Source organism: Arthrobacter glacialis (genome assembly GCF_002909445.1).
Lineage (GTDB): Bacteria > Actinomycetota > Actinomycetes > Actinomycetales > Micrococcaceae > Specibacter > Specibacter glacialis.
The window spans coordinates 213,086-227,165 of sequence record NZ_PPXC01000006.1 but is presented as its reverse complement, the minus strand read 5'-3'; the positions used below and the strand labels follow the sequence as shown (position 1 = coordinate 227,165).

Sequence of the window (14,080 nt, the reverse complement as noted above, 5' to 3'; positions counted from 1 at the left end):
AGGCACCCGAGCGCGCAGCGAGCGTAGGGGCTGGCGGTGTGGTGGGTGCCACCGCGGACACACCGACGGAGTCGTGTGTGGCGCGGTGCGGGCACCAGCCCCTACCTCGTGAGAGTGCTCGTGCGGCTGGTACTACGCCTGAACGATTTGCGGCACCAGGTCCGTAGCCGGTGGCATCCAGACGGCGGGATCCGCCACTACCTGCTCGCCGCTACGAATGTCCTTGACCTGGTGGGTCCCGGACTCGTCGGTGAACCAGACGTAGGGAATCCCGCGCTTGTCGGCGTACTTGATCTGTTTGCCGAACTTGTCCGCCTTGGCGGCAACCTCGGTGGAGATGCCGCGGGCCCGCAAGGCTGCTGCCACGTCCTGGGCGTCCGACCAGCTGTCCTCATCCACCAGGGTGACCAGAACGGCTGTGGGGACGCTGCGCGAGGCCTTGGCGAATTCCTGGCTGAGGATGCGGGCCACCAGGCGGGTGACACCAATGGAGAGCCCGACGCCGGGGAACTTGCGGTTGCCCTTGGATGCCAGGGCGTCATAGCGGCCACCGGAGCAGATGGAACCCAGCGCCTCGTGGCCCACCAGTACAGTCTCGTAGACGGTTCCTGTGTAGTAGTCCAGGCCGCGGGCAATGGAAAGGTCCGCCACCACCGAACCCGGGGCGCTCTTCACGGCTGCAGCAATAACTTGCTCCAGCTCACTCAAGCCTTCTTCCATGAGCTCGTCGGTGACACCCAGTGCGCGCACAGCGGCCACAAAGGAGGTGTCTTCCGTGCGGATGGATGCCAAGGCAAGGGCCTTGGCGGCTTGCTCGTCAGTGGCGCCGAGCTCGTTCTTCAGCAGGTTGGCAACGGCTTCCGCGCCAATCTTTTCCAGCTTGTCGATGCTGCGCAGCACCCCTGCGGTGTCGCTCAGGCCAATCCCCCGGTAGAAACCCTCAGCCAATTTGCGGTTGTTGATGCGCAACTTGAAGGCGGGAATGGGCAGGGCGGAGAGTGCCTCGGCAATCACCAGCGCAAGTTCCACGTCATAGCGGAAGGGAAGCTCACCGTCGGCCACTACGTCAATGTCCGCCTGGGTGAACTCGCGGGCACGGCCCTCCTGGGGACGCTCGCCGCGCCACACCTTCTGGATCTGGTAGCGGCGGAACGGGAAGGACAGGTATCCGGCGTTCTCCACCACGTAGCGGGCAAAGGGCACTGTCAAGTCAAAGTGCAGGGCCAGCTGGTTGGGGTCGGCCTTGGCAGCTGCGGCCGCATTCCCGTCGTCGTCCTGCAGGCGGGAGAGCGCATACACCTCTTTATCAATCTCACCCTTGCGCAGGAGTTGGCCCACAGTCTCCACCGCCCGAGTCTCTACAGAGCTGAACCCGTGAAGTTCAAAGGTGCGGCGCAGGGTGTCCAACACATGCTGTTCCACCAGCCGTTCCTCGGGAAGCCACTCGGGAAAACCGGACAAGGAGGCGTTGCGTGCCATGGGTAATGCTCTCCTAACATGCGCCACGTGAGGTGTTCGATCACGAGAAGTGGCGTCGCGGGTAAACGTAATGGTGTGAGCGTGGCCCTGTCATGCTCGCAGCTTTGCGGCACATACATGAGTAAACTGACACCGAATGCCATTTTATAAGGTTTGGCACTCCACCCCTAACCTACCCCCGCCACGCTCACACGGCGCGGGTAAACGTACCGCTCACGTTGAAGCTCACACATGAAGGCGAGGCACAGTTGGTCAACACCAATAAGTCCAACCGCGAAGCAAAGGCACGCGTTGCACGCATGCAGGCCAACCAGGCCCTGCACCAGGAGCAACAGCAACGCCGCAAGCGCGACAACTTGATCGCGGCCATCGCCATCGCTGTTGCCTTGGTGGTTGCCATTGTGCTGGCGCTGACTGTGTTCACACCCAAGGACAGCGCATCGGCTGAGACCGAACCAACGCCCACAGCTACGGTGGCACCATCGCCGGCCCCCACAACGGCTGCGCCTGCAGAGACCAACAGTCCCACGGTTCCCAAGGCTGACACCGCCGCGGGCAAGACCTTCACTGGATCACTGAGCCTCAACGGCCAGCCCGTTGGCGTGAGCCTGGACGGCACCGCCGCACCCCAAGCCGCGGCCGTATTCAAGTCCCTGGCAGACTCCGGCTTCATGACGGGCAAGAGCTGCCACCGCCTGGCCGACGCGCCCGACTTCGGTGTGTTGCAGTGCGGATCGCTCAACGGCGACGGCCAGGGCGATCCCAGCTACCTGTGGGGCCCGGTGGAAAACACCCCGGCTGACGGAAAATACCCTGCCGGCACCATTGCCGTAGCCCGCGCAAACACCACGTTCTCCAATGGCACGCAGTTCTTCATCACCTTCAAGGACACGGTCCTTCCGCAGGACACCGGCGGCTACACAATTGTTGGCAAGGTCACCAGCGGCCTGGATGTTGTGGACGCAATTGCTGGCGGCGGCATCGAGGCAGACGCCACCGACGGCGCACCCAAGACCAAGGTGACGATAGACTCGTTCAAGCTTGATTAGATTTCATAAGGCCATTCTTGGCGGAACGCATTAGCGCCCACCACGGAAACCACGCTCCAGCGCGATCACGGCCAGATCGCTTTGCTCCACCCATCAGTTCCCTCCAGCGAAAGACTTTTAGCGGTGACACACAGTCAAGAATCCGACGAAACACTTGCCTCAACAACCGAGCCGGCTATTCCTGCCCAGGAAAGCTCTGCACCAGTTGTTGCCGACGCGGCGCAGGCCCCCGTTCCAGCTCCCTCGCCTTCGCCTTCACCGGCGGCCTTTGCTGCCCGGCCCAAGGCTCCCGCAGCGCCTGCTGCCCCCGTTGCTGCCCCTGTGGCGGCTGTCCCGGCGGTGAATCTGGTGGAAGCTGCCAAGTTTGGCCGCGCTGAAGAAGACGGACACGTTTTCCTGCTGCTGGACGGCGAAGAGTTCCCTGTGGGCCAGTACCCCGGCGCCAGCAAGGATGAGGCCCTGGCCTACTTTGCCCGCAAGTTCGAGGACATCCTGGCCCAGGTAACGTTGCTTGAGCAGCGTGTTGAGGCCAAGGCCCCCACCGCTGACATGCACAAGACTGTCACGCACCTGCGCGAACAGCTTGGCGAACGCACTTCCGTGGGTGACGTCAACACGGCGTTGGCCCGTCTGGTGGCACTGGATGAGAGCATCAAGGCCCTGACCGCCGCGGAGCGCGCAACCCACGAGGCTGCCCGCACCGTTGAGTTGGCGGCCCGCGAGGCCATTGTGGCCGAGGCCGAGGCCATTGCAGCCGAAGACCCCGCAGCCATTCAGTGGAAGGTTAGCAGCGCCCGCATGAACGAACTCTTCGAGTTCTGGAAGCAGGCACAGAAGTCCGGCATGCGCCTTGGCCGCGCCACGGAGGAAGGCCTGTGGAAGCGATTCCGCAGCGCCCGCACCGTGTTTGACCGTCACCGCCGCGCCTACTTCTCGCAGCTGGACAACAACAACGCCGCAGCCAAGAACACCAAGGAGTCCTTGATTGAGGCCGCCGAGGAATTGGCCACGTCAACCGACTGGGGTTTCGCCGCTGGCGAGTACCGCCGCTTGATGGATCAGTGGAAGAGCTCACCGCGCGCGAGCCGCAAGGACGACGACGCCCTGTGGGCCCGCTTCCGCGGCGCGCAGGACAAGTTCTTCGCTGCCCGCCAGGACGCCAACAACGCCCTCGATGAGGAATTCGGTGCCAACTTGCTGGTCAAGGAAGCCCTGCTTGCCGAAGCCGAGGCACTGCTGCCCATCAAGGACCTCAACGCCACGAAGAAGGCTTTGCAGTCCATTCGTGACAGGTGGGAGGAAGCCGGCAAGGTTCCGCGCAATGACATGGCGCGCATTGATACCGGCTTGCGCAAGGTTGAGGACGCCGTTCGTGCCGCCGATGAGGACAACTGGCGCCGCAGCGACCCCGAAGCCAAAGCCCGCACCAGCAGCGCCTTGAGCCAGCTTGAAGCCACCATTGCTGGCCTGAAGGAAGATCTTGCCAAGGCCCAGAAGGCCGGGGATGCCCGCAAGGTGGCCAAGGCAACTGAAGCCTTGGAAGCCCGTGAACTGTGGTTGGAGCAAATCCAGAAGGCTGCTGCGGACTTCTCCTAGCAAGTATTTTCAGCAAGTCACAAGGCCCCAGGGCCGGGTTGTCCACAATCCGGCGCTGGGGCCTTCTGCTTTGCCGTGGGCAGGTGCAGTCTTGGTTCATGATCGAATCAAGCAACAGCTTCGGCGCACCTCTGGTTCCCGGTGACATGTTCATCCTGGCCGAACTTCACGCCATGAAGCTCGACGGCGTGCTGGTCCCCGTCGTGGGCAATGCGTTCCGCCCCCGGAAGGTTGCCGAGACGGCCGCATTGCGGGCCGGGGCGCTGCGGCTCAGCATTCCTGCGGCATTGGAACGACGGGCCGTGCTGGGACAGCTCGCGGCGGCATGGATTTACGGTTGCGCTCCCCCGCCGCTTGTCATTTCACTGCTGGTTGACAATGATGGCAACACGGCATTTCTGCCGGCCCACAGCGGCTGCACTTTGCGTCAAGTTCATCTTGACACGGTTGATGTGCAGAGCGTGGGCGGCACCTTGGTGACGAGCCCCCTGCGTACTGCCATGGATGTGGCCCGTTCCGCCCCGGAGGGCACCGCGCGGGCGATCTTGGCAGCCATGGCCGGCCAAGCTGCGTTGGCATGCACCTTGGCGGGCCTGCAGGAGGCCCTGGCCACTGCCACGCATGTGCCCGGCAAGCTGCGGGCCCAGCGGCTCGTGCAAACCATGCTCGACGCCGGTCAGCAGCCCTAAGCGCGCCGTTGTGATCCGGTGGCCCGGTAAACGTCGTAAACTCCGTCAATGCGGCGCACAGCGTTGAGCACGTTGTCGAGGTACTTCGGATCGCCCATCTCGAAGGCAAATTTAGACATGGCCACCCGGTTGCGGGTGGTGCTGACACTGGCTGCCAAAATATTCACATGGCATTCAGCCAGCACGCGCGTCACATCGGAGAGCAAACTCTTGCGGTCCAGGGCTTCCACCTGGATCTCCACCAGGAATACGCCCTTCTGCGCTTGGGCCCATTCAACTTCAACCAGCCTGTCCGGTTCGTTTTGAAGATTCAGCAGATTGGGGCAATCCTGGCGGTGAACGGACACCCCTGAGCCCTTGGTGACGAATCCGGAGATGGGATCCGGCGGCACGGGGGTGCAGCACCTGGCGAGTTTCACCAGTACGTCGCCAATGCCGTGGACAACCACGCCGGAATCGGAGATGCGCGGGCGGCTGGTAGAGACGTGGGTATCCAGCGGCGCTGGCGTGTCGTCGATGTCGTGGTGGACGCCGAGAACTTCACGAAGCCGCTCAACCACTGACTGGGTGGACGTGTGCCCATCCCCCACAGCGGCATAGAGTCCAGCAATGTCCGTGTAGTGAAAATGCTCCGCGACGGCCATGAGGGCGTCATGGGTCATCATCTTTTGCAAAGGCAGGTTTGCCTTGCGCATGCCCTTGGTGAGAAGTTCCTTGCCCTTTTCAATGGATTCTTCCCGGCGTTCCTTGCTGAACCACTGGCGAATCTTGTTCCGGGCGCGGGCACTCTTAACAAAGTTTTGCCAGTCCTGGCTGGGGCCGGCACCCTCTGCCTTGTTGGTGAAGATCTCCACGGTGTCACCATGAGCCAGTTCACTGTTGAGCGGCACCAGCTTGCCGTTGACGCGCGCCCCAATGGTCCTGTGACCCACCTCGGTGTGCACACTGTAGGCAAAGTCCACGGGGGTGGAACCCTCCGGCAGGGCCACGACGGCACCCTTGGGCGTGTAGACGAACACTTCCTTGGCGTTCATCTCATAGCGCAGTGATTCCAGGAACTCGTTGGGGTCCTTGGTCTCCTGCTGCCAATCAACCAAAGTGCGCAACCAGTTCAAGTCGTCCTGGCTGGTGACGGGTGTTTTGTTGCCGGTCTTGTACTTCCAGTGGGCCGCAACACCGTATTCCGCCCGTTGGTGCATTTCCATGGTGCGGATCTGAATTTCAACCAATTTGCCGCCCGGGCCCACCACTGTGGTGTGCAGCGACTGGTACATATTGAACTTTGGCAGGGCAATATAGTCTTTGAAACGCCCCACCAGGGGGTTCCAGAGTGAGTGAATTTGACCCAGGGCGGCATAACAGTCACCGACGGTATCCACGAGGACACGGACACCGATGAGATCGTTGATGTCATCGAAGTCCTTGTTGCGCACCACCATCTTTTGGTAGATGGAATAGTAGTGCTTGGGCCTGCCGGTGATTTCAGCCTTGATCTTGGACAACCGCATCGACTCGGCAATTTCACGCCGGATAATGCTCAGTTGCTTTTCACGCTCGGGAGAGCGGTCTTGAACCATCCGGACAATCTCTTCATACACCTTGGGGTACAAGGCGGCGAAGGAAAGTTCTTCCAGCTCCCATTTCATGGCATTCATGCCAAGCCTGTGCGCGAGTGGCGCGAAGATGTCCAGGGTTTCCCGGGCTTTTTTCTCCGAAGACGCTGCCGAGACGAACCGCCAGGTGCGGGCATTATGCAGCCTGTCCGCAAGTTTAATGACCAGCACCCGGATATCTTTTGCCATGGCGATGACCATTTTGCGGACTGTCTCCGCCTGTGCCGCGTCACCAAACTCAACTTTGTCCAGTTTGGTGACACCGTCCACCAGCATGGTGATTTCGGGCCCAAAGTCCCGTTCCAGTTCGGCCAGGGTGTACGGGGTGTCCTCAACCGTGTCGTGCAACAGGGCAGCTGCCAGTGTGCTGCCGCTCATGCCCAGCTCGGCAAGGATCGTCGTCACGGCAACCGGGTGGGTGATGTAGGGGTCACCACTCTTACGCTTCTGACCTTCGTGGTACTTCTCAGCGACGGAGAAGGCGCGTTGGATCAGCTCAAAGTCTTCCTTGGGGTTCTTGGCCCGCACAATCCGCAGCAAGGGCTCCAGGATGGGCGAGTAGCTCTCATTGGACCAGCCGGTCAGACGGGCCAGGCGGGATCGGGTGCGTTCGCGACGGCCAGGAAAGGTGGGGCGCAGCTCCGGCGGGCGTGGCTTGGAAACACTGGCATCGCCCGGGACTGGGGCCCCGGATTCGGTCAATATCTTATGCGAGGGCGATTCATCGTTCAACGCATTTCCTCCCTCGTTTTGCGGCCACACGCTCCCACTGCGGAGCATTTATCCAGTGTAAGGCGCAGATGGGGGAACTTTGACCAAAAGGATAGCCGGGGGCGGATGCTATGCACCCTCCCCCGGCTACGGGTCAAACTCGAGTGCTGCTAGACGTTAACAGTCTTGGCAGTCTCGTTTGCCTCGCTGGCGCGACGCGAATGGACCTTCTTGGCCTGCCTGGCCAATTCCGGTTCACGCTCACGCAACCAGGCGTACAACGGTGCGGCGACAAAAATGGTGGAGAAAGTACTCACAATAATGCCGATGAACAACGCCAAGGAAAGGTCACGCAAGGTACCGGCGCCGAGCAGGAAGGCGCCGATGAACAAAATGGAAGCAACCGGCAGTACTGCAACCATCATGGTGTTGATGGAGCGCACCAGGGTCTGATTGACGGCCAGGTTGACTTCCTCACCGAAGGTCCTGCGCACCGATTTGGTGATGTCGGCCGTGTTTTCACGAATCTTGTCAAAGACCACAACCGTGTCATAGAGCGAGTAGCTCAAAATGGTCAAGAACCCAATGATGGCTGACGGAGTGACTTCAAATCTGGATGCCGCATAGACGCCGGCCGTAACCACCATGACCACCAGCATGCCCACCACTGCGGCAATGGACATGCGCCAAGTTCTAAAGTACACGGCCATCAAGACCGTTGCCAGAAGCACAAAGACAATGAAACCGATGATCGCCTGACGAGAAACGTCCTGCCCCCAGGTGGGACCAACAAACGTTGAGGTGATGTGGTCATCCGTTACACCATAGGCACTCTTCAACGCGTCACTGACTTTCAAGGTCTCGTCATCGGTGAGCCTGTCTGTCTGGACCTGCATCGTCTTGCCGGCGATGTTGGTGACCACGGCTGCCGTGCCGGGAACAGCCTGGTCAACCGCCTCTTCACCAATGACGGCGTCGGTGTGGGCAACTTCGGAGATGGTGAACTGCGATCCGCCGCGGAACTCAATACCGAAGTTGAAGCCACCGCCCAGCATGGGAATCAGTAGCGACACCAGAACCGCAAGGCCCGTGATGCCAAACCAGATCTTGCGTTTTCCAACAAACTCGTAGGACCGTTCACCGGTGTAAAGCTCATTACCAAAAGTGGCGAAACTCTTCATTACTTGTTCTCCTTCGAGTCTTCGTTGGACTCGGACTTTGCAGCCCCGGCACCCCTGCTGCCAACCAATTCAGCTTCCTTGGCGGCCAGGCGGCGTTCGGCAATGGTCTGGCGACGTTCGGCTTCACCGGCCGCGCGGGCATTCTTGCCCTTGACTACTTCCATGGTCTCTTCAGGCGTCCGCAAACGGCCTGCACCGCGGTACAAGGGAATGGCGCCAAGCTGAACCGGATCAAGGCCGGAGAAGCGGTGGCCTTCACCGAAGAACTTGGTGCGGGCCAGCAACTGCAAGGTGGGGTGAGTGAACATGAAGACAACAATAAGGTCAGCCACGGCTGTCAGACCAAGGGTGAACGCGAAGCCCTTGACGTTTCCAACCGAGACAAAGTACAGCACCAAGGCGGCCAAGAGGTTCACGGCCTTGGAAGCCAAGATGGTGCGCTTGGCCCGGGCCCAACCATTTTCAACGGCGGCGACCAGTCCGCGGCCATCACGGAGTTCATCCCTGACACGCTCAAAGTAAACAATGAACGAGTCAGCGGTTTGACCGATGGCCACGATGATACCCGCCACACCAGCCAAGGAGAGCCGGTAGTTTTCGGCCCAACCCAGCAAGATGATAGCCAGGTAGGTGATGACACCAGCGATCACCAAGGAAGAGATGGTGACAAGGCCAAGAGCCCGGTACTGGAAGAGGGAGTAGATAACCACCAAACCAAGACCGATCAACCCGGCCAGCATACCCATTTCCAGCTGCTGCAAACCAAGCGTTGCCGAGATCTGGAGTTCGCTCTGGATCTCGAAGCTGATGGGCAGTGAACCGAACTTGAGCTTGTCAGAGAGTGACTTGGCGCTTTCCTCGGTGAACTGGCCCGTGATGGAGGACTGACCGTCTGTAATGACCGCCATGGACGCCGGGGCCGAGATGACACTGTCATCGAGGACAATGGCGAATCTCGACTGCGGGTCCTCCGGGTTGGCCAGGTACTTTGAGTTCAGACGCTGGGTGACTTCCTTGAACGCTTGGGCGCCTTCGGGCTTGGTCAGCGTGAGCTGAACCGACCATTCGTTGGTCGTTGCACCCTGGGCACCGGCCTGCAGGCCGTAGCTGGCAGTCTTGATCCACTTGCCGGGAATCTCCACCGGGCCAAGGATGTACTTGATGCCCGAGTCAGGTTCGCAGCTCACCAGGGGCTTCGCCGGATCAGAGCTTGTGGGACGGTCGGTGAGCGGGGCAATGCAACTGGTTGCCTCGAACTGCTTCATCAACGCCGCATCAACCCAGTTGGGATCGCTCGCGTTCACGGGGGCGGCTGTGGGGACCGGCAACTTGTCCGCGGGCGTCTGCTCGGCTTCAGGCACTGCGCCGCTGGGAACCTGCGTGGCAACAATCACGGGGCGGAAGTTCATGTTGGCCGAGGCCTTGATGAGCTCGCGCTCTGCGTCCGTGGGCTTGCCAGGCATGTTCACAACAACGTTGTTACCGCCTTCGGTGGAAATCTGTGCTTCCGAAACACCCGAACCGTCAACGCGCTGACGGATGATGGACACGGCCTGGTCCAACTGCTCGCTGGTGATACTGCCAGCGCCTTCAACCTTGGGCGCCAGAATCATCTGGGTACCGCCCTCAAGGTCAAGACCCAGTTTTGGCGACCATGAGGCGGCTCCGGCGAGGACGCCGCCACCTACTGCCAGGGTGCATGCAATGATGATCGCCGCAAGCCACAGAAGAGTTCTGCGAGCTGTGGACGTCGGACCTGTTCGTGCCATCAAGGGATCCTTCTATTGGTCACGGGTGTAGTGAACATGGCAATGCTGCTGTGCAGGATTTCACCGGCACAGCAGCTGCCAACCCGCATAAGGCTAGTTGTCTTTGTTTTCGTTCTTTAGGCGCTCAAGGGATTCCTCAACGGTTTCCCCGGCGGGCGCTTTCTTTTCCAGATCCAGGGTCAAGGCCGAAGCGTCATCGGGAACAATCGCCTCAACCGTCTCAGGCTCAATGATTTTGGCAACTGTCTGACGGTGAACAGTGGCGGTGACGCCGGGGGAGATTTCCAAAAGGATCTTGTTCTCGTCCTCATCAATGGAGAGGACTTTGCCGAACAGACCAAAGTTGGTCATCATTTCAACACCCGGGGCAAGTTTGGAGCGCTGTTCGGCTGCAGCTGCCTTGGTCTTCTTTTGTTTGCGCATCATCATGAAGATGAGCAAGCCGAACATGGCGAACAAAAGGAGGTTGGTGCCGCTGAACAGGCTTGGTGCGGCGGGCGCATCGGCGGCTAAAATACTGCTGAAGGACACAGCTAGGGTTCCATTCTTTTAAGTACATGTGGATCCAGACACGGAGCAAACGTGCCGGACGTCATACCAGTCTAGAGGGTAAAACTGAACGTTGGATGATAAACCGCCCACAATTGCTCACAAATACACACAACGTAGCGCATTGTGTCTTTGTTTGCCTGGCACGCCGGGCGGCATTGGCGCCCAGCCGCTAGAAGTCAGGGTTGCCGTAGCACAAGCAGTGCCGGATCCGCTTGTCCAAGATCACTGCTTGTTCGGCTGCTATTGCTCGTCATCGTCCTCATCAAAGGGCAGCATGGCCGCCGCCACAGCATTTCGCGGCATCTTCAAACCAAGATGTTCCCAGGCCGCGGGCAGGGCTATGCGCCCACGGGGTGTTCTCCCCAACAGGCCCTCGCGGACCAGGAAAGGTTCTGCAACGGTTTCCACCGTCTCAGACTCCTCCCCAACAGCAATGGCGAGGGTGGACAACCCGACGGGCCCGCCGTTGAACTTGTTGACGAGGGCTTCCAGCACCGACCGGTCCAGGCGGTCAAGGCCCCTGACATCCACCTCATACATGTCCAAAGCCGCCGATGCGGTGCGCGCATCAATGGTTTCGATGCCGTGAACCAGCGCCCAGTCCCGCACCCGCCGCAACAGGCGGTTGGCAATACGGGGTGTGCCGCGGGACCGCCCGGCAATCTCGGCGAATCCTGCACTGGTCAATTTCAAGTCCAGCATGCCGGCTGAACGGCGCAACACGAGCTCCAGTTCCCCCACGGAATAGAATTCCAGGTGGCCGGTAAAGCCGAACCTGTCACGCAAGGGACCGGGGAGCAAGCCTGCGCGTGTGGTGGCGCCCACCAAGGTAAACGGCGGCAGTTCCAGTGGAATGGCGGTGGCACCAGCACCCTTGCCCACAATGATGTCCACACGGAAATCCTCCATGGCCATGTACAGCATTTCTTCTGCCGGCCTGGACATGCGGTGGATCTCATCGAGGAACAAAACCTCACCTTCAGACAGTGAGGAGAGAATGGCGGCCAAGTCCCCCGCGTGTTGAATGGCGGGGCCGGAGCTGATGCGCAGCGGCGCGTTCATCTCAGCGGCAACGATCATGGCCAGGGTGGTCTTGCCCAAGCCGGGCGGACCGGACATCAAGACGTGGTCGGCACTGCGCCCGCGAATCTTGGACGCCGCCAGCACCAGGGAGAGCTGCTTGCGAACCCGCTCCTGCCCCACAAAGTCATCAAGGTTTTTGGGGCGCAGGGCAGCGTCCAGTTCGCGATCCCCAGGCTCCGGTGCGGGCACAGCCAAATCGGCTGCCTTCACCCGGCCCGGGCCGGCCGGGCCGCCACCGATGCTGATTTGTCCGGGCAGCCCGCCGGCGCCGTCGGTAGTTGCCATGGCCTAGCGCACCCTGTTGCTTTGCCGGGAGTTGTCCTGGCCCAGCCAGCGCAGCGTGGCCCGCAAAATGGCGGGCACATTGGCACTCTCACCAAGTTCCGGATCGTCAGCAATTGCTGCATCGATGCTCTTGAGGGCGTCGCGTTCATTCCACCCAAGGCTGGTCATGGCGGCAACAACCTGATCCTTCCAGGCCATGGCCGCTGCCGGCTTTGACGCAGTGACAGGGGCACCGGTGGGGATCAGCTTGCCCTTGAGTTCAAGAACTATGCGCCCGGCCACCTTGGGCCCAACGCCGGGAACCTTCGTGAAAGCCTTCCCGTCGCCGTCAGCCACCGCGCGCCGGATGGCTTCCGGTTCCAGCACCGCCAAAACGGCCAGGGCAAGGCGGGGGCCGATGCCGCTGACGCTGAGCAGCACGTCGAAGACTTCGCGCTCGTCCGCATCGGCGAAACCGTACAGGGTCATGGAGTCTTCGCGCACAATCATGGTGGTGGTCAGCGTGGACTCCTCCCCCAGACGGAGATTGCCGAGCGTCTTGGGTGTGGCATGAACCAGCATGCCCACCCCGTTGACGTCGATAACCGCCTGGGCCAGCGAGAGATGGGCCACTGGTCCCCGAACAAAACTGATCATTGCAACTGCTCCTGACAACACACTGGAACTAAACCGTAACTGACTGGCAATAGAATTACAGCCAGTATATAGAACATACGTACTAACAACTAGTGCCAGGTGGCTCCGGGCTTTTCCTTGTTCTTTTGGACCTTTGACTTGGTCTCCGCGTCGCGCCACAACTGTTGGGCCGCCGTCGTACCGGCGGAAGCCGGCGAAAAAGCACTTCCGCTGCGCCAAGCGTGGGCTATGGCCAGGGCTAGGGCGTCGGCGGCGTCGGCGGGTTTTGGCGGCTCGGACAAACGCAACAACCGGGTCACCATGGCGGTGACCGAGGCCTTGTCCGCGCGGCCGTTGCCTGTCACGGCAGCCTTGACTTCCGACGGCGTGTGCATGGCAACGGGTATGCCGCGCCGGGCGGCAGCTACCATGACAACACCTGACACCTGTGCCACGCCCATGACGGTGCTGAGGTTGGTTTGGGCGAACACGCGTTCAATGGCCAAAACATCGGGCTTAAACGCGTCCAGCCACTGATCGATCGCTTCCGCGATGACCAGCAGCCGGGCGTCCAACGTTAAAACATGTGAGCTTCCCACCACACCAACACCCACCAAGGTGGCCGTGCGGTTGGGGGCAACGTCAACGACGCCGAGCCCGCACCGGGTCAAGCCCGGGTCAACTCCTATTACACGCAGGTGTTAGTCCTCTTCGAGCGCCGCGAGAACCTCGGCACTCATGTCAGCGTTGGAGTAGATGTTCTGGACGTCATCCAGGTCTTCCAAAGCATCGTAGAGCTTCATGAACTTGCGAGCATTCTCGACGTCGAGTTCAACCTGCATGGACGGGACGAAGCCTGCATCGTCGGTTTCGTACTCGATACCGGCTTCCGCCAGAGCCGCACGAACGGCAGGCAAATCTGCGGTGTCGCAAATGATCTCGAAGTTTTCGCCGTCGTCCTTGACTTCCTCAGCACCGGCGTCCAGTACCGCCATGAGCAGGTCGTCTTCGCTGAGACCGTTCTTGGGCAGGCCCACAATGCCCTTGCGGGTGAACATGTAGGCCACCGAGCCGGGATCCCCCATGTTGCCGCCATTGCGGCCCACGGCCAGACGGACCTCAGAGGCGGCGCGGTTCTTGTTATCAGTCAGGCACTCGATCAGGATCGCGGTGCCCTGGGGGCCGTAGCCCTCATACATGATGGTCTGGTAGTCAACGGCATCGCCCAGCAGGCCGGCACCACGCTTGATGGCGCGGTCAATATTGTCTGCCGGAACCGAGGTCTTTTTGGCCTTGGAGACGGCCAATTCCAGCGCCGGGTTGCCCTGGAGGTCAGCTCCGCCGCCGCGGGCGGCAACTTCAATGGTTTTGATGAGCTTGGCAAACGACTTTGCGCGGCGGCTGTCAAGAATCGCCTTTTTGTGCTTGGTTGTTGCCCATTTGGAGTGGCCTGACATG

Annotated in this window: 12 protein-coding genes; 3 read left to right on the top strand and 9 right to left on the bottom strand. The window is 60.7% G+C overall.

Going from position 1 to position 14,080, the window contains the following annotated elements; all coding sequences use genetic code 11:
* Positions 1-132: 132 nt before the first annotated feature.
* Positions 133-1,479 carry a histidine--tRNA ligase gene (gene hisS / locus CVS27_RS09980; protein ID WP_103465575.1) on the bottom strand — a complete coding sequence of 449 codons (1,347 nt, stop codon included), beginning with the start codon at positions 1,477-1,479 and terminating at the stop codon, positions 133-135.
* Between the two features lie 248 nt (positions 1,480-1,727).
* On the opposite strand from hisS, the gene CVS27_RS09975 reads away from it, so the two are divergent.
* From CVS27_RS09975 to CVS27_RS09965, 3 genes are all read left to right on the top strand, one after another.
* On the top strand, positions 1,728-2,528 hold the full coding sequence (locus CVS27_RS09975) for a peptidylprolyl isomerase (RefSeq protein WP_103465574.1): 801 nt from the start codon (positions 1,728-1,730) through the stop codon (positions 2,526-2,528).
* Between the two features lie 123 nt (positions 2,529-2,651).
* Entirely contained in the window at positions 2,652-4,124 is a 1,473-nt protein-coding gene (locus CVS27_RS09970) for a DUF349 domain-containing protein (RefSeq protein WP_103465573.1), read from the top strand.
* A gap of 98 nt (positions 4,125-4,222) precedes the next feature.
* Entirely contained in the window at positions 4,223-4,813 is a 591-nt protein-coding gene (locus CVS27_RS09965; protein WP_103465572.1) for a hypothetical protein, read from the top strand.
* On the opposite strand, the gene CVS27_RS09960 is transcribed toward CVS27_RS09965, so the two are convergent.
* The 8 genes from CVS27_RS09960 to CVS27_RS09925 form a co-directional block, all read right to left on the bottom strand.
* Positions 4,810-7,206 (bottom strand): RelA/SpoT family protein, encoded by a 2,397-nt coding sequence (locus tag CVS27_RS09960; RefSeq protein ID WP_103465571.1) that lies wholly within the window; start codon positions 7,204-7,206, stop codon positions 4,810-4,812. The two genes, CVS27_RS09965 and CVS27_RS09960, sit on opposite strands and share 4 nt — an antisense overlap.
* A 101-nt stretch (positions 7,207-7,307) precedes the next feature.
* On the bottom strand, positions 7,308-8,318 hold the full coding sequence (gene secF, locus CVS27_RS09955) for a protein translocase subunit SecF (RefSeq protein ID WP_103465570.1): 1,011 nt from the start codon (positions 8,316-8,318) through the stop codon (positions 7,308-7,310).
* Positions 8,318-10,087: a protein translocase subunit SecD gene (gene secD, locus CVS27_RS09950; protein WP_103465569.1), complete on the bottom strand. Its 1,770-nt coding sequence runs from the start codon at positions 10,085-10,087 to the stop codon at positions 8,318-8,320. The genes secF and secD overlap by 1 nt, the downstream gene beginning before the upstream one ends.
* Before the next feature lie 93 nt (positions 10,088-10,180).
* A complete protein-coding gene (gene yajC / locus CVS27_RS09945) occupies positions 10,181-10,618 on the bottom strand; it encodes a preprotein translocase subunit YajC (protein WP_243399793.1) in 438 nt (145 codons plus the stop codon).
* Between the two features lie 261 nt (positions 10,619-10,879).
* Entirely contained in the window at positions 10,880-12,007 is a 1,128-nt protein-coding gene (ruvB, locus tag CVS27_RS09940) for a Holliday junction branch migration DNA helicase RuvB (protein WP_243400122.1), read from the bottom strand.
* 3 nt (positions 12,008-12,010) lie between these two features.
* Positions 12,011-12,643, bottom strand: coding sequence for a Holliday junction branch migration protein RuvA (gene ruvA, locus CVS27_RS09935; RefSeq protein WP_103465568.1), 633 nt, complete (start codon positions 12,641-12,643; stop codon positions 12,011-12,013).
* Positions 12,644-12,732: 89 nt separating this feature from the next.
* Entirely contained in the window at positions 12,733-13,320 is a 588-nt protein-coding gene (gene ruvC, locus CVS27_RS09930; RefSeq protein ID WP_103465567.1) for a crossover junction endodeoxyribonuclease RuvC, read from the bottom strand.
* A 3-nt stretch (positions 13,321-13,323) separates the two neighbouring features.
* Positions 13,324-14,079, bottom strand: a complete 756-nt coding sequence (locus tag CVS27_RS09925; protein ID WP_103465566.1) for a YebC/PmpR family DNA-binding transcriptional regulator — start codon at positions 14,077-14,079, stop codon at positions 13,324-13,326.
* Between the last annotated feature and the right edge of the window lies 1 nt (position 14,080).

Bases quoted from the DNA above. Each gene is read 5' to 3' on its own strand.
- CVS27_RS09965 (WP_103465572.1), top strand. From the start codon at position 4,223: ATGATCGAATCAAGCAACAGCTTCGGCGCACCTCTGGTTCCCGGTGAC.
- secF (WP_103465570.1), bottom strand. From the start codon at position 8,318: ATGAAGAGTTTCGCCACTTTTGGTAATGAGCTTTACACCGGTGAACGG.
- CVS27_RS09925 (WP_103465566.1), bottom strand. From the start codon at position 14,079: ATGTCAGGCCACTCCAAATGGGCAACAACCAAGCACAAAAAGGCGATT.
- hisS (WP_103465575.1), bottom strand. From the start codon at position 1,479: ATGGCACGCAACGCCTCCTTGTCCGGTTTTCCCGAGTGGCTTCCCGAG.
- ruvA (WP_103465568.1), bottom strand. From the start codon at position 12,643: ATGATCAGTTTTGTTCGGGGACCAGTGGCCCATCTCTCGCTGGCCCAG.
- CVS27_RS09960 (WP_103465571.1), bottom strand. From the start codon at position 7,206: ATGCTCCGCAGTGGGAGCGTGTGGCCGCAAAACGAGGGAGGAAATGCG.
- ruvB (WP_243400122.1), bottom strand. From the start codon at position 12,007: ATGGCAACTACCGACGGCGCCGGCGGGCTGCCCGGACAAATCAGCATC.
- secD (WP_103465569.1), bottom strand. From the start codon at position 10,087: ATGGCACGAACAGGTCCGACGTCCACAGCTCGCAGAACTCTTCTGTGG.